The sequence below is a fragment of the Roseobacter denitrificans OCh 114 genome (assembly GCF_000014045.1).
GTDB classification, from domain to species: Bacteria; Pseudomonadota; Alphaproteobacteria; order Rhodobacterales; family Rhodobacteraceae; genus Roseobacter; species Roseobacter denitrificans.
Map to the genome: position 1 here is coordinate 3,724,690 of NC_008209.1, position 18,924 is coordinate 3,743,613.

Genomic DNA, 18,924 nt, shown 5'->3' on the forward strand with positions numbered 1-18,924 from the left:
GGGTGATCAGTCGAAGTATCCTCTACCGACCCGTCGCGCCCACAACAGACAGGCCGGTCTTTGCGATCAGTCGCAGGTCTGTCAGCAGCGATATGTCCTTGGCGTATTCCACGTCGAAGTTCACACGCTCATCATAGGTCACGTCATTGCGGCCAGACACCTGCCAAAGCCCCGTGATGCCCGGTGTCATCGACAAATAGACAGGGCGGTGCGTTCCGTATTTATGCAATTCAACGCGCACGATGGGGCGTGGACCGACGAAGCTCATCTCGCCGCGGATCACGTTCCAGATTTGCGGCAATTCATCGAGGCTGGTTTTGCGCAGGAAACGCCCCAACCGGGTGATGCGGGGGTCATCATCCAGTTTGTGATCTCTCGCCCATTCCTCGGCGGCGGCGGGGTTGTCCCTCAGATGCTCGCGCAGTTTTGTTTCTGCATCCACCACCATGGTGCGCAGCTTCCAGCACCGGAATACCTTGCCATTGCGCCCCACCCGTCTGTGTCCGAAGAAACCGCTGCCACCGTCCCGCTTTGTCAAAACCCACAAAACGGCAATCAACGGCACCAGCACCGGCATCAGAGCCAAAGCCAGCACCAGATCAAAAACACGCTTTCCGGCTTTTTTGTAGGGGGCGAAGCCGTCACGGGCTTCTTCAAAGTGCTCAAGCTTTTTGACTTCAGCAGAGTGGAACATCGCCATAATCACCGTCTCCCTAAACATGCATTTAAAGAACTTAACTAATCCTTAACCTTTTTTCGGCCAATTTTAAGTCAAACGAAAGCGAAAAGTTGCCAAAACTCAAATATTAGCAGTTTCCCGCATAGGTAGTGGTTAATTTTACGTCAATGGGCCCGATTGGACACGTTTGGGAACCCAGCGGGCGCGTAGGTCTGGTGCGCGCAGCGGTATGCGGCGGCGGCGGACCTCGGTGATTCGGTCAATCCAAGGCTGCAAGAGGTCGCGACATCATGTTCTGTTCAGTTCCTTCACCGCACCGTTTTGAGCAACGTCCTGTGTGGTGTCACAAGACAGATGCAAGCCCACAATCCAATCGAAGCTGAGGTTGACCAAACGGATAGGTACCCCTGAAAAGATACGATACGACCACTGGGTTTGTTTACCCGTGATAGTAGTTTTTGCAATCACAGGAAAATTATGGCTAGTCTGGTGCAGGGCCCATTCGTCTGAAAGACACCTTGTGCCGGGATAAAAGAGAAAGCGCCTCAGCTGTGAATATTGAAAAAACCAGTCACGATATGGCAGTCAAACTGGCGCAGAACCCGCACAGCATCCGCGAGGGCGAGCGTGAAAAAGTTCTCGAAGTGGCGATTGGCCGGGAAGTACGCGGCCATCGTAAGCAACATGGCATCACGGTCGCCGAGTTATCGGCCTTGACCGGTATATCCATCGGGATGCTCTCCAAAATCGAGAACGGCAACACCTCGCCATCGCTGACGACGCTTCAAACGCTGGCACACGCCCTTTCCGTGCCGCTGACCAGCTTCTTCCGACGCTTTGAGGAAAGCCGGGTCGCTGTACACACCCGCGCCGGCGAAGGCGTTGAAATTGATCGCGAAGGCACCCGCGCTAACCACCAGTATAACCTGCTGGGACATATCGGCTCGAATGCGTCCGGCGTTATTGTCGAACCCTACCTGATCACGCTCACGGCCGAATCTGACGTTTTTCCCACGTTCATGCATGGCGGGATTGAGACCATTTACATGCTGGAAGGCCAGGTTGACTATCGTCACGGTGACGATGTGCACCCTCTCAAACCGGGGGATACGCTTTTCTTCGATGCGGATGCCCCTCACGGCCCGGAAAAGCTGATCAAACTACCGGCGCGCTATCTGGCCATCATCAGTTACCCGCAGAACAAGTAGGCACCGCGCGGGCCGGATGATCCATTCTGCCGCGTGGCCTTGAGGGATACCGCTGGTAACGTCGGGCATCAATCTGGCGTCACGGCGCGCCGGACACACGCAGAAACACGATTGTTTGTTGCAAGGCGGCTTTGTCCTTGAGCGACACATCCACGATATTGCCTCCGACCGTAAAGCGACGCAAATCGTAGCTGTCGGGGTGGTTGACCCCAGCATCACCATCAGCCCGGGCGTTGCCATCGGCACAGAGCGCGACGCGTTTTACCATGGCGTCAAAGGCCAGATGACTTTGTGATGCGCGATAGGGAAACGCCCAGTAGCAGTGGTTGGACACTGAACCGGAGAGCGCCCGCGACGCCCCGCAGACAGGGTCAGTATCCAGACCCGCCGCATCAAAAAGCGACAGATCGCCTTGTTCAGACGTCTCGTATTCCTCAAGCGCGGCGCAAAAACCATCGGCCAGTGACGCGCCACCAATGCACGCTGCGACAAGAAGGCAAATGAGACGGCAAACCCGATGGCGCATGCTATTCGCTGACCATCTGGTTTCCTTCTTCGACGCGGAAAGGTGTCGGCGGGGTTGATTTACTGACCCAGTAGAAATCACCGTCCCATTCCATCACGAACCAGCTTTTCCACTCCGGAGCATTGCGCCAGATGCTCTGGAGTTCGTCACGCTGCGCATCTACGCGCCAGTCCCCTTGCAGCGAACCTGCGTCTGACGATGCGAAAATGGTCTCTCCCGCTTCGCCAAAAAACTGACGGTACTCAACACCGTCCCATTGGCCAAACACAGTGTTCCCAGACAGCAGGATCTCTATCTCATACGCCTTCAGCTTGACCGCCTGTGCCGTGGCTGGCAGCGCAGCAAAAACCGCGATCGCCACGGCGCACAAGGTGCTGATCGCCTTCATCGGTGCGCCACCGCGCCAGCGTTGGGCAGCGACAATGCCGTTTCCCGCATGGTGCCGCTGCTGCTGCGATTGACCCGCGATTTGATCACAGATGAAGCGCGTCACGAGCGCGGGCGTTCCTTGCCGGGGTCATAGGCCGCAACATTGGGCGCAATTACCGCAGGCAGACGTTTCTGGTGGCCATCCAGTTTGCCCACCTCAAGTGCTGTGCCCGCAACGGCATGGGCCACGTCAACGCGCGCCAGGGCGATGTTCTTGCCCAGAAGCGGGGAGCGCATGGACGAGGTCACTTCCCCGACCTGCGCGCGGCCCACGTGCAGGCAATCGCCGTGGCCCACATCCACATTGCTGTCGATCTCAAGGCCGACCAGCTTGCGCATCGGGTTTTCCTTGCGCCGGATCAGCGCATCGCGGCCAATGAAATCATCCGTTTTTGACTTCAACGGCACAGTAAACCCGATGCCCGCCTCAAAGGGGTCGGTCTGGTCGGAAAAGTCGTAGCCTGCGAAAATCAGGCCCGCTTCGATGCGCACCATGTCAAGGGCCTCAAGCCCCATGGGTTTGATCCCATGCGCCTGCCCGGCCTCCCAGATGGCATCGAAAATCTCTGCGCAGTCCTTGGGATGACACATCACCTCATAACCCAATTCACCGGTATACCCCGTCCGTGAAACAACAAAGGGCGTGCCGGTTTCATCGCGCAGGCGCGCCGGTGTAAAGCGGAACCATCCAAGCTGGTCGAACTCCGGATTGTGGGGCGCTGTCCAGACGAGCTTGCGCAGCAGATCGCGGCTTTCAGGGCCCTGAACCGCCACGTTGTGCAACTGATCGGTGGACGAACGTATCAGAACCTTGAGGCCAAGTTTCTCAGCCTGCTCCCTGATCCATTCACCGCCATAGTCGCTGCCGCCAATCCAGCGGAAATTGTCCTTGGCCAGCCGGAACACCGTGCCATCGTCAATCATCCCGCCGTGTTCGTAGCACATCGCGGTATAGACAACCCCGCCCACGGCCAGGGTCTTCATGTTGCGGGTAAAGATATACTGGCACAGCGCTTCGGCATCGGGTCCCATAATCTCGAATTTGCGCAAGGGGCTGAGGTCCATGATCACGCATTTCTGGCGGCAGGCGTGGTATTCCTCAATCGGTCCGGCCTCGGCAAAACAATTGGCCAACCAATAGCCATTGTATTCGATGAAGTTACGTGTGTGCTTGGCAAAGCTATCGTGAAATCCGGTTTGTTTTGTCATTTTTGGCTCTGCTTCAGGGGTGGGACGATACGCAATCGCGCGTTGAAATTTCTCTTTTCCAGAGTAGGTGCGGACATGGATATCGGTCGGGTTCCATCCGTTTGCGGCAGACGTGTCATCCGGGCAGGCAGATGAGACGCAGACGATATCGGTCAGCGCCCGCAGCAGCACGTAATCACCGGGGCGGGACCACGGCTCATCCGAATACATCACCCCGTGCTCATCCAGAAAGGTGTTGAAGAAGAAGTTGATCGCCATCCAACCCGGGCGGCCCGTCACGTTGAACTTGGCCAGCGCCGCATTGAAGTTTTCCGAACAATTCACATGGCCGGGATAGCCGATATCATCATAGTATTTCGCCGAGCAAGCCAATGCAAAGGCATCATGGCGCCCGCAGGTGTCCTGTACGACCTCAACCAGCGGCAGCATTTCCTGATCATAGTATTTCGCGTGCAATCCCGGCATCGGATAGGCATGCTCCATCAGCGTGCGCGTGGTCGTCACGTCCAGGGCATGTTCGATCCCCTTGTCGAGCTTGCGGGCCGAGAAACACTCGAAATCCGTGCACTGCCTGCCATCCACATCAATGATCTGAATGTAGTCCCCGGCCTTGACGAAATAGGCCTCCGCGGTTTGGGTGTGGACGCGAATGTCATCTACCGGGTCGGCAAGCGGGTCCGGCAGTTCAAAGCTGGTGTGCGGCTTGATGATGGCGCGTTTGACCATCACGGTGATCGGTGTGCTTGTGTTCTGACGCTCGAGGTCCATCGGTTCGCCCGGCGCTGCGATGATCAGGCTGCCGTCACGCGCCACCCGCAGGCTTTCCTGCGTTCCGGCGGGCGTGTCGCTGGCGAATATCTGCAAGGCTGGCGCATCTGCAAGGTCGATACCGCGCGCATCAAGACCCATGCGCAGCCCGCGCAGGGATTGATCACTGCTTACCAACAAGCGGCGCAGCCCTTCGGCCTGTGCATTGGCTGGCGCATTCAGGATCGCCGGGTCGATCTTGCCCCCTTTTCCCGCTGCAATGACTTCGCAGACCTGCGCACCTTCGTCATTGGTCAGGGATACCGTATCGCCCGCAAAGACGGGTATCAAAACCGCGCCCATGCCCTCGACCACGTAACGCTCCGTCCCGGGGGGCAAGGTAAACTGCGACGGTACATAGATTTTGCTGGGCGACGGTGGCCCCGGGCGCACCTTTGAATAAATCTCATCAAGCATAACGCGCAGTCTCCCAGCTATTTTTGCACGACCGGAATAAATATTTATTCCTACGAATAAACCTGTGGCGCAGTTTCTGCAAGCATTTTAACATATTCGCAGGCGTTTTCGTTGCATCACGGCCTGTGTTGCCCGGTCCTCAGCGGCGCGGCTGTTTTGCGCCCCCCTTGCGCAATGCGCAAACCCCATCACGGCGTTGGTCCAGAGCACACGCGGGCGATCAATGGCACCCATCACAAGAACAACAACGCGCGATTCGCAACATGTTAACCAAACACAGTATCGTCATTAAATTTCGCTCGATTGATATTGCGACCGGGCCAACCACTCCGGCGATATCTCGACACCCCAACCGGGCGCATCCGTGACACGGGCATGCCCGTCTTCGATTTCATAGGGTGTTTTAACAAACAGCCCCTCTTGCCATGGATAATAGTCCGGCCCCTCGATTGAAAACTCCAGATACTTCCCGGCATTGGGAATGGCGCGCAAAAGGTGCATGGTAAACAACGTCACAAGCGACCAGTTCGCGCAATGCGGCGTGACCGGCAAGCCGGCCGCCCGCGCCATCTCCACAACCCTGAGCGTGCGACAGATACCCCCGAGATAAAGGATATCGGGTTGCACGATATCCACCGCCCGCATGTCGATCATGCGCTGCCATGTTGGCAGATCGCAGTCCTGTTCTCCCCCGGTCACGTCAATGTCCAGCGCGTCGGTCACCTGCTTTGTCTGCGCCAGTTCCCAATAGGGGCAGGGTTCCTCAAAGTGGCAAAAGCCATGATCCTGCAACATATGGCCCACTTCGATCGCGCGGTCGGGCGTATAGCAGCTATTGGCGTCGATCAGCAGATCCACATCATCGCCCAATTCACGGCGCATGGTGGGGATGATCTCTTCTGTGCGGCCGGGCCATTCATCCCTGTTGCGCCCGACCTCCGCCCCGGCACGCACTTTAAAAGCGGTAAAGCCTTGTGTATCGCGCAGCCTTTTCAGCCGCTCCGCTTCGTCCCTCGGCGTGATGTCGCGCTTCATGGAGGAGGCATAGGCGCGGATCAACCCCGGTGTGCCACCCAGCACTTCAGCGACAGGTTTGCCCTGTTGCTTGCCGCGCAAATCCCAGATCGCTGTATCCACACCGGCCATGGCACGGCGCAGATAGGAGCCGGGGAATTTATGCTCGCGTTCCGTCACGATATCGAGCAGGTCATCCAGATCGGTGATGTCCTGACCCAGCATCCAGGGCGCGACCTGCCGATGCAAGACCGTGCAGGTGATGTCAGCGTGATAGGTCGACACCTGCCCCCACCCCTGCGCCCCGTCCTGCGTTGTGACGCGCACGAAACCCACGGCGTCATTGGTAAAGGTCTCAATCGCTTTCAGCTTCATCTGATATCCTTTCAGGGTTTGGCATCGGCAAGAATAAGGTCGGATGCTTTCTCTCCCACCATGATCGCGGGGGCGTTTGTGTTGCCGGTCGGGATGGTTGGAAAGATGGAAGCATCTGCCACTCTGAGGCCTTCGACCCCGTGCACCTTCAGCCTCGGGTCAACCACTGATGCGGCGGGGTCCATTCCCATCCGACAGGTCGCGCAGGGGTGAAAGACTGTCCATGATTTTTCCCGGATATAGGCAGCGATGTCTTCGTCGCGCGTGCATGCTTCGCCGGGCAAATCTTCACTTTCGATCACCGCCTGCATCGCCGGGGTCGCAGCGATCTCGCGGATCAATTTGATCCCGGCCAGCATCAGCGCACGATCCTGTGCCGTGTCCAGATAGTTGGGGTATATCAAAGGGGCGACCATCGGGTCGGGCGATTGGATCTGCAAATACCCGACGCTTGTCGGCTTGCACGGGTTGAACCCCATCAGAAAGCCGGGAAACGGGTCCGGGCTCATCAGCGGGCGCACGCCAACAGGCGCGCGTGCGTAGCTGAGCGGCGAGAAATAAAGCTGCAGGTCAGGCCCCGTCGATGTGTCGAACAGGCGCATGAACCCGCCCCCCTGATTGAGGCTGAGCGACAGCGGCCCTTTGCGCTTCAGCGCGTATTGCAACGCCGCCCTGATCTTGCCCGGCAGGGGGCGCAGCTGCTGATTAAGGCTCGGCACACGGGCGCGGTAGAGGTGATCAATACCCAGATGATCCTGCAGGTTCTGCCCAACTGCGGGGGCATCCTGCACGATTTCTAAGCCTTGCGCCTGCAACACGGCGCCCGGACCAACCCCCGACAGTTGCAGGATCTGCGGTGAGCCGATGGCCCCCCCCGACAGGATCACTTCGGCGCGTGCCCTTACGGTTCTGATTTGGCCCTCTTGCCGGTATTCGACCCCCACCGCACGCTTGCCCTCGAACAAAACGCGCGTGGCATGGGCACGGGTGCGAATGTCCAAATTCGCACGCTTTCTCGCAGGTCTCAGGTAACTGCGCGCGGCAGAGGCGCGCAGGCCCCCTTTGGTATTGATCTGATAGCAACTCGCACCCTCCATCTCGCCCGCGTTATAGTCGCGGTTTGGGGGGATACCCGCCTGCTCAGCGCCGCGCAGATAGGCATGGGTCAGCGGGTGCACCTCGCCCCACACATCATGCACCGCCAGAGGGCCCGCCGTGCCGCGCGCCGGGTCTGGCGGGCCGTCCCAGTCTTCCATGCGCCGAAACAGCGGGGCCACGTCATCCCAACCCCAGCCCGGGGCGACCGCCTCCCATTCGGCATAATCGCGCGGGTGCCCGCGTACATAGACCATGGCGTTTATCGAACTGGACCCACCCAGCACCTTGCCGCGCGGCCAATAGGATCGCTGACCCTCAAGCTGCGCATTGGGTTCGGTGTTATATTTCCAATTGACCCGTGCGTCATGGTAAATCTTGCCATAGCCGATGGGCATTTGGACCCACAGGTTTCTGTCGGTTCCCCCCGCCTCCAGCAGCAGCACGGTATATCTGCCGCTTTTCGTCAGGCGGTTGGCAAGGACCGAGCCTGCTGACCCTGCACCGACAATGACATAGTCCACGGTATCCAAACTACTTATCCGACGGGTTGCGCCCAAAGATCTGCGCAAGGATCATCATCAGAGAGGTAATGATGATCATGATCGTTGAGATCGCGGCAATCGTCGGGTCGATCTGATCACGCAGCGCGTTGAACATGTTGCGCGTCAGGGTCGGGTTGTCCCCGCCCGAAATGAACATTGCCACCACCACCTCGTCAAAGGACGTCAGGAACGCCAAGAGCGCCGCCGTCACGATGGCAAAGCGGATTTGCGGGACGGTGATGGTCAAGAACGCCTTCCACCGCGGCGCCCCAAGGCTGCGCGCGGCAAGTTCCTGATTCATGTCATAGCTCTTGAGCGCAGAACCCGTCACGATCACCACGAGCGGCAAAGCCAGCACCGAATGCGCCAGAACAAGGCCGGTGAGGGTATAAAGCAGTTTGATCTGAACAAAGACATAAAATGCACCGATCGCCACCAACACCACCGGCACCATCATCGGGGTGATCAGCATCAGATAGGCCAGCCGCACAAAGCGCACGCGGGAGGTATGCAAGCCATAGGCGGCAAACACCCCGACCGGCGTCGCCACCAGCATGGTCAGAACCGCCGCCTTGAGCGATGTGGCCGTGGCCTGCATCCATTCAGGTGAGCCGAAATAGTTGCGATACCAGCGCAAGGACCATGTTTCAGGCGGGAATTCCAGATATTGGGATTCCGAGAATGACATCGGGATGACGATGAGCGTCGGTGCCACCAAAAGCAGCATCACGATCACGGCAAAAACATAGAGCCACAGGCGCTGACCATGCGTGACCTGGGTCTCAGAGGCGCGGCTGTTCAACCACTTCAGCATCAATGCCCGCCCCCCGTTACACTGCGCAGGTTGACGAAACGCGACGCCAGCCAAAGGATGCCGACCGTCAACACCAGAAGCACAACACCCAGCGCGCTCGCAGCGCCCCAGTTCACGAATAACTCGATATTGGACACGATCTTCATCGACACCATGATCACCTTGCCGCCGCCAAGAACGGCAGGGGTTACAAAGAACCCAAGGCACAAGATGAACACCATCAACGACCCGGCCAACAGCCCCGGGATCGACAGCGGAAAGAACACCGTCCAGAACGCGCGGCGTGGGCTCGCGCCGAGATTGGCGGCGGCCTTGAGGTAGTCGTGGTCAATCGCCTTCATCGCGTTGTAGACGGGCAGGATCAGGAAAGGCAGCATGATATGCACCATTCCGATTAGGGTGCCCGTCATATTGTGAACCATCTTGATCGGCTCGTCCCAAAGCCCCAGCGAAATGGCCCATTGGTTGACCAGCCCCTGCTTTTGCAAAAGCACCAGCCACGCATATGTCCGCACCAACAGCGATGTCCAGAACGGCACCAGCACCGTGATCAAGGCAAGGTTTGCCCAGCGGTTTGGCAGTTGTGACATGAAATAGGCCAGAGGATAGCCGATCAGAATGCACAAGCCCGTGGTCAGCAGGCTGACCTGAAAGGTCGTCACGAAAATCCTGGAATAGGATTTGCGCTTGATCATGCGTTCGTAGTTTTCCAGCGAAAATTGCCCGTCCGCCCCGATGAAGGAGACATAGAACAGCCACCCCAACGGGATTACCAGAACAACCAGCACCATCAACAGCGCAGGCGAACTGAGACCAAAGAGCTTCAGCCGCTCCAGCGCGCCGTCCCGCCGCAAGCCTTCGCATTGATGGGGATCGAGGGACGCGTCAGTCATCAGCGCTGATCAACACAGTATCGGCCGCTTCAAGCGACAGGGCGACCGGATCACCAACGCTTGGCAAATGCGCGACGATATCGCCACGGACACCGCCCCGCAGGCTGATGTCGGTGCCATCGGCAAGCGTTGCATACATCAGGTAGCTGTCGCCCTGATAAACGACATTGGACACGCTGGCCTGAAAAACATTCGCAGTCTCAGATGCCGCAGCAAGGCGCAGCCGTTCCGGGCGGATCATCAACAGCAGCGGCCCTGCAGATGGCACATCGCCCGCGTATTTCAGCGCCATCCCGGCATATGTGATCTGATTGCCCCGCCGCTCCACCGGCAAAAAGGTGGAATCACCAATGAAATCCGCCACGAACCGGTTGGCCGGAAAATCATAGAGCTGCCGTGGCGTGGCCAGTTGCATGATCTTGCCGTGGTTTACCACCGCAATGCGGTCCGACATCGTCAGCGCTTCCCGCTGATCATGGGTCACATAGACGGTCGTCATGCCCAGCTTTTCGTGCAGGCTGCGCAATTCGATCTGCATCTGATCGCGCAGTTTTTTATCCAGCGCAGACAGGGGTTCGTCCATCAACAGGATGCGCGGCTCAAACACGATGGAACGCGCCAGTGCGACGCGCTGTTTTTGCCCGCCGGAGAGTTGATCAATGCGCCGCGCCCCGAAACCGCCCAGTTGCACCGTCTCCAGTGCCTCTTCGACCCGCCGCGCGATTTCAGCCGCAGGTGTTTTACGCAGCCTGAGCGGATAGCCCACATTCCCGGCCACGGTCATATGCGGAAAGAGCGCATAGTTCTGAAACACCATGCCCACACCGCGCAGGTGGGGGGCGGTGCGGATGACCTCTTCGTCGCCGAATTTCAGACTGCCGCTGTCGGGACGTGTGAACCCCGCCAGAACCATCAACAGCGTGGTTTTCCCGGAACCCGATGGCCCCAGCAGGGTCAGGAATTCGCCGCTTTTGACATCCAGCGACACGTCATCAAGCGCATGCACCGACCCGTAGGTTTTGGTCACATGCCGGGCCGTGATGGGCAGTGCGTTGTTCAAATTCTGTTCCTCAGGTCATTCTGCGGGCCGCGATACGGCCCGCAGATCATGGTATGGGCGACTGTGATCACTCAGTCAGCATTTCCTGATACATCTCATCCGCGATGGTTTCCCACTTTGCGTACCATTCCAACGAAACCGGCAGCTGCATCGCGGCATTTTCAGGCGAGGATGGCAGGCCCGCCGCCATTTCCGCCGTGATCACACCGGTTTCATAGGCGGCTTTATTGGTGGGACCGTAGGTAATGTAGGTAGGCAGATCATCCTGATACTCAGGTTTTGAGATCTCGGCGAGGAATTCCATCGCCACATCCTTGTTGGGCGCACCAAGCGGGATTGCAAAACAGTCGTAATCCAACAGCGCCTGATTGAAGCTGTATTTGACCTGCGCACCGTCCTTGGCGGCATTGTCAAACCGCCCGTTCCAGCCGGTGGTCATGTCAACCTCACCGTCCTTCATAAGCTGTGCCTGTTGTGCACCGGAGGACCAGAACACGTCGATGTTCGGCTTGAGCTCGCGGATTTTGTCCAGCGCGCGTTCGATCCCTTCTTCAGAATCCAGCTCCTTGTAAACATCCTCAGGTGCCACGCCCAGCGCCATCATGGCAGGCTCAAGCGCGCCGGCGACCCTGTTGCGATACGCACGCTTTCCCGGGAATTTTTCCACATCGAAAAAGTCCGCCCAGCTTTGTGGGCCGTCATCGCCGTAGGTTTGCGTGTTCCACGCATAGACGGTGGAAAACACATCCCCACCGACACAGTAATCCGTGTAGAGGCCCTCGTAGAAATTCGAGACATCAATCACGCTGTAATCAAGCTTCTCCAGAAGCCCCTCAGCAGCGGCACGCGCGGCAGAACCTGACCCGCTGGCCACAATATCAAGGGACACGGCACCGGATGAAACCTGCAGGCGCACGTCAGACATGCCGCCATAGGTTTCCTGTTTCACCACGATGCCCGTGTTTGCAGCCGCCGGTTCAAAGAGCGCTTTGCTTTGCGCCTCCTGATATGACCCGCCCCACGATGCAACCGTAACGGTCTTTTCCTGTGCATGCGCGGCGGTGCTCAGCAATGTTGCGGCCAGTGTCAAACCAAGTGTTCTTTTCATGATTTTCCTCCTTGTTGTTTTCGTTTTGCGGGGCGACTCGGCATCATGGCCGCCGCGCCTTCTTGCCCTAAGATGATGCAGCGGCACGTTCACTCTCAATCCGGTCCTGTCTGCGATACCATGCAACGGTCGCAGGCAGGAACCACGGCTTCCCGGTATAAAACGGGCGCGTCGGGTGCGTCAGACCATCAAAGGCCGTTACCCCTTCCGGCTTGCCGAGGACCTTTTGCCCCAGCCGTTTGCCCAGATAGCTGGCCATGGAAACACCCGACCCACAGTAGCCCATGGCATAATGCACCCCATCATGCGTGCCGGTGTGAGCAAGTTCATCGAACGTATAGGCCACCTGCCCTGTCCATGAATGGGTGATCCCGTATGGCGCAAGTTGTGGAAAGATCCGACACATATCGGCAAAGAGTTTTGGCCCGCTGACTGCGGCATCGGCTTCATTGGCAGACACACGCCCTCCAAAGAGCACGCGTGTGCCATCCGGTGACGGGCGATAATAATAGATGACCTTGCGCGTATCGCTGGCGATCCGGAAGGTCGGGAAAAGCTCGCGCACGAGGTCCCGCGGCAAGGGTTCCGTTGCGATCACATAGCTGCCAATCGGAATGACGCGGCGCTGCAACCACGGGGTCACGCCGCCTGTGTAGCCGTTGGTTGCCACGACCACATCGCGCGCGCACACCTGCCCTTTTGCGGTCGCGAGTACAAAACCGGAAGCGTCTCGCCTGATTTGAGTTACCGCACAATGCCCGACGATATGCGCCCCGGCTGCCTGCGCCAAAGCCAACAGGCCGCGATGGTATTTCGCCGGATTGATGGCCGCATGGCGCGGGTAGACCACACCTCCATGGTAGGTGTCCGATCCAAGCTCGCGGCGCTGTTCTTGACGGGGCACGGCAAAGGCCTCGATCCCTTCTGTCCGGTTCAGGGTTTCTGCACCGCGCGCGATTTCTTCGTAATGGGCGGGCGTATGTGCGGCATGATACCGGCCGCTGCGCAGGAAATCGCACGCAAGCCCCTCCGTCGCAACGAAATCACCGATCCATTCAAGTGCGGCCTCCCCCTCCTTGCGGATCGCGCGCGCGCGCGCCGCCCCGTATTTGGCCGTCAGCTTTTCGAGGGACGGTTTGATGCTGGTGCTGATCTGGCCGCCGTTTCTAGTGCTGCACCCCCAGCCGGGGTCTTGCGCATCCAGAACCATGGTCGAACGCCCCGCCCGCGCCGTTTCGATGGCCGCATGCATGCCCGTGTATCCCGAACCGATGATGGCAACATCGACAGTTTTCAGCGGTGTATCCGGCAAGACAGGCAGCGCTGGCAAGCCGTCAAGCCAGAACGAACTGTCCTTGCACTCCCGCCCGAACACCGTGATCGACGCCATCTCACGCTCCCCCAAACGCCCGGTTGCCCTTATCAATCGCGCCGCGGGATGTATGCGCACGCTTTCGAAAAAGGATCTGCCCGTTGACGTTAGAAACAAGAAGAGATTAAATCAATTTAAAATCAATTATCAAAGTATTCGATTCACTTATGCAAAAAGCGACCTAGTGGGCACGATGAAGCTCCGGCACATGGAAGTGTTCAACGCCTTGATCGAGGCAGGTTCCGTGTCCCGCGCGGCTGAAAAGCTCAACCTGACGCAACCCGCCGTCAGCATCGCGCTCAGTAACTTCGAGGCAGACCTCGGGTTTCGTCTGTTTCACCGCGAACGCGGGTTTTTCACGCCAACGACCGAAGCGATGCTGCTGCATGAAGAGGTCATGAAGGGCTTGCAGGCGATTTCGCTGGTGGAACAGCGCGCGGCAGGCATTCTTTCAGGCCAGACCGGTCACATCAGCATCGCGACGAATGGTGTGCTCGCGTTCAACTTTCTGCCGCAACTGCTGGCGTCGTTCCAACGAGATCACCCCAATATCAAGACGGATATCAAGGTCCATTCCTCGCGCCAGATCGCCACTTGGGTTGCCGGTCATCAGATCGATATCGGCCTCATTGACCTGCCTGTGCCGGTGGCGGGGCTTCATGCGGAAATCTTCAACTTTGAATGTGTCTGCGCGGTTCACAAGGACGACCCGCTTGCCGCGCAGGAGGTGATACACCCCACGTCCCTTGCCGGGCGCTCCGTTGTCAGCATTACCGGCGATCACCAGATTGACCGTCAGCTTGAAACGCTTCTGGCCGACAGCAACACCGTCATCACACGCAACGCCACCGCCTATTACTTTGCAATTGCGCGCAACCTCGTGGCTGCCGGCGACTATGTCGCGATCCTTGACCCGATCAACGGCAAGGCGGATTTGCAGGACAATGTTGTGTGGCGTCCGTTCGTTCCGCGCATCGACAATGACCTCGCCGTGATCACCGCAAAGGGGCTGCCGCTCGGCCGCGCGGTCCTGGAAATGCATACCCGCATCCGCTCAGCGCTCATGCAACGCGCCGCATGACAGGCGCGCGCACACCCACTGCGCGCGCCGCTGGCCGGCTGGTCGCATTCATGCAGACCGCAGCCGCAGTGGTCCGCCGCCATGACATCGAAATTGCCCGCCGCATCAGTGCCGCACTGGCTGTGGATCAATCACACCCGCCCACATTGCCCCCGGCAACCGTCCCAGCCTGTCACATCTTGCCTGAGCTACTGTCAGACCCGCAGTCCGATCTCATGTCGCATCTGGCCGGCTGTCGCGACGATTTGCATTGGCGGCAGGCGGGGTTTGGAAAACTGCCTGAGCCAGCGGCGCAAAAGCTCGCGGTCACCGAATTGATCGGCCCAAACGGCATGTTTCCAGCCCCCGATATACGGATTGGCCTGTTGATACAGACGGGTGGTTTTCACTACCCCAAACACCAGCACGCCGCAGCGGAGTTGTATCTGATCCTCAAAGGCACCGCTTGCTGGGGCATCGAGGATGAACCGCCCGGCCCCCGGGCACCGGGTGATTTCGTGCACCATAAATCACAGCAGCCGCACAGGATCATCACGTCGGATGAGCCATTGCTCGCACTATGGGGCTGGGTCGGTGATATTGATGGCGCTTCTTACTCGGTCTGAAAGATCGCCGCCTTGCATGATCCGCAGGCAAGCTGCGCCTATCACATGGATTTGCGCGATCTAGATATTTCTGTCACGGCAGGTGCTGCATCCGCGCCACCCCGCCACGCAGATGGCGCAACCCCGGTCACGCGGCGAAACTCCCGGTTAAAGTTGGATTTGGTATTGAAGCCACTCCCCAGCATCGCATCGGTGACGGAGGACCCTGCTTCAATCAGGCGACAGGCATGGCGGATGCGCCAGGCATTGATATAGCGTGAAACGTTGGACCCCGTGGCGCGGTTGACGGCTGCGGACAGCCGCTTTTCCGGCAGATGCAAACGCCGTGCAAGGCGCGTCAGGTTCAGATTCGGGTCCAGATGCAAAGGCTCTCGCGACAGGAACCCTTCGAGGCGCTTCAGGATTGCATGATCCTCCTCCGTAAACGCCTGCGCGGGCACTGCGCGCGGCGCGGCCACATCGGTTTCCGCACCAGATGCTGCCGCGCTGCCGCTGAGCAAGCCCAGCAACAACAGCGCGAGCGATGACGAGGCGGTGATCATCCAGCCCGTCCAGCCGTCGTGACCGGTCATGAAAGCCAGCGCGATCAGAACATCACTGAGAGCAGAACCGATCAGCGCCCAACCGAGGACTTTCCAGATCATGGCGGGCATTTCTGCGGCCTCCAGCCGTGCGAGCGGCATGTCGGAAAATGTGCTGATGCGCCAGAGGATCGCAGCGCCGTAGCCCGCAAAGATCGCCGGCACGACCACATCCAGCGTTTCGGGGGCAAAGAGGCGACAGAACAGCGCAAAGGCCGGTGCAGCAGCATGCAGGAACAGCTTGTGCCCCGGCAAGCGCGCGATCAAGGCATCCTGAAAGGCTATCCATGCCAATGGCGGGATCGCAACCGCACTCACCGGCAGGACCGGACGCAACCATTCCACACCATACCCATGGACCAGCGCCACGAGACAGGATTGCACGGCACAGGCCAGCAAAAATATGACCAGCACCGGCCTGCCCTGCGCAAGGAAACGACGCACAGCAAGATAGGCAAGAACAAGCGCCACGAAGGCGGGTATGGGCAACATCGGCATGAGCCCCTTTTATCCGAAATCCGGATCATGGCGACCTCAATCCCGAATATAGGACGCGGGCCGAGCGCGATCTGGCGCATCAGGGCAACAACGTTCATCAACGGAGGTTCCCATGAAACGTATCGCACTCTTGTCGCTTTTGTCCTTGTCGCACGCATATGCCGCCGCGGCGGATATGCTGCCCGGTTATGACCGGTTTGATCTGTTCGCGGCCCATCGCGCGACCCCGGTTGCAGCGTCGATCTGGTATCCTGCGGCCAATCCAACCTACCGCGCCCCTGTCGGGGACGGCCCGATTTTCGAGCCGAGCTTTGCCTTTATTGGTCCTGCGGTTGCGCAGGGCCAACACCCGCTTGTCCTGCTGTCCCACGGGTCGGGCGGCAATGCGCAAACGCTGGGCTGGCTGGCAAGCGGTCTGGTGGATCGCGGGGCGATGGTGCTTGCGGTCAATCATCCCGGCTCCACCAGCGGGGACAGCTCACCGCGCCGCTCTGTCGATCTTGAAGCGCGTGCCTCCGATCTGTCGGCAGCGCTGGACATGATCCTTGCGGATCCTGCCTTCGCGCGCCACATCGACCGGGACAGGATCAGCACCGTTGGTTTCTCGCTTGGGGGGGCGACGTCGCTTGGGCTGGCCGGGGTGCGATTCATCGGCGCATGGCAGGATGAAAACTGCGCAACGGAGCCAGAGGCCGCCGATTGCACCTTTTTCCAGCTCGGGGGTGTGCGGTTTGCCGACTATCCCGGCTTTGACGCAGATACCCGCGACCGGCGCATCAGCGGCGCGGTGATCATCGACCCGGGGTTTGGCGGCTCCGCTGACCCTGCCAGCCTCGCCACTGCGCTGCCCGGCATCACGTTGATCAATCTGGGCGATGCGGATCGTCTGGCGGCGGCCGATGTAGGGCCAAATGGCAATGATCTGGCCCGACGCTTGCCCGATGCCCGTTACATCGAAATCGCTTCAGCGCATCATTTCACCTTTTTGAGCACCTGCAAAACGGGGGCCGTCCAAATGCTGGAAGAGGAAGGAGAAGACCCGATCTGCACAGACCCTGCCGGAGTTGACCGCGCAGCAACACATGCGCTTTTGATCGACGCAATTGCCGACGGGCTTGGATACTGACCCAAATACTGGAATGAAATACGGCAGTCTTGCGCCGGGGATTGTCCCGGCGATGGCACTCATTTCCGGTCAGGATCGCGGGCTTTTGACCGCTCTCATCTCCAACACGGCCAACACCCGATACCAAAGATCCATCCAGAACGTCCCTGAAAAGATTTTGACCATTTCAACTATGCCGTTAACATCCGTCCACGCCGCCCCTCTTTTGCAGGCGGCGATCAAGGGAGGACCATGAATGAACGACCGAATGCGTTTTGGAATTTTTCTGGCACCGTTTCACAAGCCCGGTATCAATCCGACACTGGCGCTGGAGCAAGACCTCGAACTGGTGCAATGGCTGGATCGATGCGACTATGATGAGGTGTGGTTTGGCGAACACCATTCCGCCGGGTCCGAGATATCCGCCAGTCCCGAACTGATGATCGCCAGTGCCGCACCGCGCACCCGGCGGATCAAGCTGGGCACGGGTGTCGTCTCCGTCAGCTATCACAACCCGCTTTGGGTCGCTGAAAAGATCGTGCAACTGGATCACCTGACACGCGGCCGCGCCATGCTGGGCCTTGGGCCCGGATCCTTGCCAACCGACGCCGCCATGATCGGGCTGAGCCAGAAAGACACCCGTGGATTGCTGGCAGATGGGCTGGACATCATCACACGTCTGTTGCGCTCTGACGAACCGGTGAACTTCGAGAACGACCGCTGGACGTTGAAAGATGCCCGCCTGCACCTGCGGCCCTATTCCAACTTTGATCTGGCCACTGCCGCCGTTGCCTCGCCAACCGGGCCGAAACTGGCCGGAAAATATGGGACCGGGTTGATTTCCATCGGGGCGACAACGGCCGCCGGGTTCGATGCCCTTGCCCTGCATTGGGACGTGATCGAGGAAGAAGCGCGCCATCACAAGCAACAGGTGGACCGCTCAAAATGGCGGCTCGTGGGCCTGTGTCATATCGCGGAAACCGCCGAACAGGCGCGCCGCGATGTGGAATACGGGATTGAACACTGGTTCCACTATTTCCAGGAAATCGCCGCCTTCCCGCAGATGTCCATGCCAGGCCAGAACGCCAAGGAGATGATTGATTTCATCAACGACAGCGGCTTTGGCGCAATCGGCACGCCGGAGATGTGCAGGGCGCAGATCGACCGTTTGTGGAAGCAATCCAACGGCGGGTTTGGTGCCTATCTGATGCTGGCGCACAACTGGGCGAACTTTGATGCCACGCGCAGAAGCTATGAGTTGATTGCACGTGAAGTCTTCCCGCACTTCCAGGGCCAGCACCACTCCACGATGAATGCCGCCATGCGGGCCCAAAAGATGCGCCCCGAACTGGCGGCGGTCCATGCCAAGGCCGTGGAAACCGCGCAGGAGATTTACTCGGCGGAGAAAGACAGCCGCGGCGTAAAAGCAGCCGAACCGGCGGAATAATCTCCTGGGCTGCCGCACGTCATCCTGCGGCAGCCTGAGGCCCGTCTGGAGCAACT

The 18,924-nt window shown here is 59.0% G+C and carries 17 protein-coding genes; 5 read left to right on the top strand and 12 right to left on the bottom strand.

Annotated elements, in window-relative coordinates:
• Positions 1–22 precede the first annotated feature (22 nt).
• The gene (locus RD1_RS17640; RefSeq protein WP_011569926.1) at positions 23–700 is read right to left on the bottom strand and encodes a sugar transferase; all 678 of its coding nucleotides are present in this window, start codon (positions 698–700) and stop codon (positions 23–25) included.
• Positions 701–1,257: 557 nt separating this feature from the next.
• Here RD1_RS17640 and RD1_RS17645 point away from each other — a divergent pair.
• Entirely contained in the window at positions 1,258–1,887 is a 630-nt protein-coding gene (locus RD1_RS17645) for a helix-turn-helix domain-containing protein (RefSeq protein ID WP_044033523.1), read from the top strand.
• A 79-nt stretch (positions 1,888–1,966) separates the two neighbouring features.
• Here the strand turns inward: RD1_RS17645 and RD1_RS17650 are convergent, their stop codons facing one another.
• From RD1_RS17650 to RD1_RS17695, 10 genes are all read right to left on the bottom strand, one after another.
• Positions 1,967–2,413, bottom strand: a complete 447-nt coding sequence (locus RD1_RS17650; protein WP_011569928.1) for a hypothetical protein — start codon at positions 2,411–2,413, stop codon at positions 1,967–1,969.
• A gap of 1 nt (position 2,414) precedes the next feature.
• Positions 2,415–2,906 (bottom strand): hypothetical protein, encoded by a 492-nt coding sequence (locus RD1_RS17655; RefSeq protein WP_245897315.1) that lies wholly within the window; start codon positions 2,904–2,906, stop codon positions 2,415–2,417.
• Positions 2,903–5,275: a DUF1989 domain-containing protein gene (locus RD1_RS17660; protein ID WP_011569931.1), complete on the bottom strand. Its 2,373-nt coding sequence runs from the start codon at positions 5,273–5,275 to the stop codon at positions 2,903–2,905. The genes RD1_RS17655 and RD1_RS17660 overlap by 4 nt, the downstream gene beginning before the upstream one ends.
• A gap of 288 nt (positions 5,276–5,563) precedes the next feature.
• Positions 5,564–6,664, bottom strand: a complete 1,101-nt coding sequence (locus tag RD1_RS17665; protein ID WP_011569933.1) for a mandelate racemase/muconate lactonizing enzyme family protein — start codon at positions 6,662–6,664, stop codon at positions 5,564–5,566.
• An 11-nt stretch (positions 6,665–6,675) separates the two neighbouring features.
• A complete protein-coding gene (locus RD1_RS17670; protein ID WP_011569934.1) occupies positions 6,676–8,292 on the bottom strand; it encodes a GMC family oxidoreductase in 1,617 nt (538 codons plus the stop codon).
• 1 nt (position 8,293) lies between these two features.
• Positions 8,294–9,118 carry an ABC transporter permease gene (locus tag RD1_RS17675; protein WP_044033247.1) on the bottom strand — a complete coding sequence of 275 codons (825 nt, stop codon included), beginning with the start codon at positions 9,116–9,118 and terminating at the stop codon, positions 8,294–8,296.
• Positions 9,118–10,011 (bottom strand): ABC transporter permease, encoded by an 894-nt coding sequence (locus tag RD1_RS17680; protein ID WP_011569936.1) that lies wholly within the window; start codon positions 10,009–10,011, stop codon positions 9,118–9,120. Before RD1_RS17680 ends, RD1_RS17675 begins: the two co-directional genes overlap by 1 nt.
• Entirely contained in the window at positions 10,004–11,071 is a 1,068-nt protein-coding gene (gene potA / locus RD1_RS17685) for an ABC transporter ATP-binding protein (RefSeq protein ID WP_011569937.1), read from the bottom strand. Before potA ends, RD1_RS17680 begins: the two co-directional genes overlap by 8 nt.
• A gap of 67 nt (positions 11,072–11,138) precedes the next feature.
• Positions 11,139–12,179, bottom strand: a complete 1,041-nt coding sequence (locus RD1_RS17690; RefSeq protein WP_011569938.1) for a polyamine ABC transporter substrate-binding protein — start codon at positions 12,177–12,179, stop codon at positions 11,139–11,141.
• Positions 12,180–12,246: 67 nt separating this feature from the next.
• Entirely contained in the window at positions 12,247–13,569 is a 1,323-nt protein-coding gene (locus RD1_RS17695) for an NAD(P)/FAD-dependent oxidoreductase (RefSeq protein ID WP_011569939.1), read from the bottom strand.
• Between the two features lie 175 nt (positions 13,570–13,744).
• Here RD1_RS17695 and RD1_RS17700 point away from each other — a divergent pair, with 175 nt between their 5' ends.
• Together RD1_RS17700 and RD1_RS17705 are read left to right on the top strand one after the other, a co-directional pair.
• Positions 13,745–14,632 carry a LysR family transcriptional regulator gene (locus RD1_RS17700; protein ID WP_245897317.1) on the top strand — a complete coding sequence of 296 codons (888 nt, stop codon included), beginning with the start codon at positions 13,745–13,747 and terminating at the stop codon, positions 14,630–14,632.
• Complete coding sequence (locus tag RD1_RS17705; protein ID WP_105880279.1) at positions 14,629–15,237, top strand: dimethylsulfonioproprionate lyase family protein; 609 nt, start codon at positions 14,629–14,631, stop codon at positions 15,235–15,237. The genes RD1_RS17700 and RD1_RS17705 overlap by 4 nt, the downstream gene beginning before the upstream one ends.
• 41 nt (positions 15,238–15,278) lie before the next feature.
• Here RD1_RS17705 and RD1_RS17710 read toward each other — a convergent pair whose 3' ends face one another.
• Positions 15,279–16,310 (bottom strand): helix-turn-helix domain-containing protein, encoded by a 1,032-nt coding sequence (locus RD1_RS17710; RefSeq protein ID WP_011569942.1) that lies wholly within the window; start codon positions 16,308–16,310, stop codon positions 15,279–15,281.
• Between the two features lie 118 nt (positions 16,311–16,428).
• On the opposite strand from RD1_RS17710, the gene RD1_RS17715 reads away from it, so the two are divergent.
• Positions 16,429–17,442: an alpha/beta hydrolase family protein gene (locus tag RD1_RS17715; RefSeq protein WP_011569943.1), complete on the top strand. Its 1,014-nt coding sequence runs from the start codon at positions 16,429–16,431 to the stop codon at positions 17,440–17,442.
• A gap of 235 nt (positions 17,443–17,677) precedes the next feature.
• Positions 17,678–18,868: an LLM class flavin-dependent oxidoreductase gene (locus RD1_RS17725; RefSeq protein ID WP_011569944.1), complete on the top strand. Its 1,191-nt coding sequence runs from the start codon at positions 17,678–17,680 to the stop codon at positions 18,866–18,868.
• Positions 18,869–18,924 lie beyond the last annotated feature (56 nt).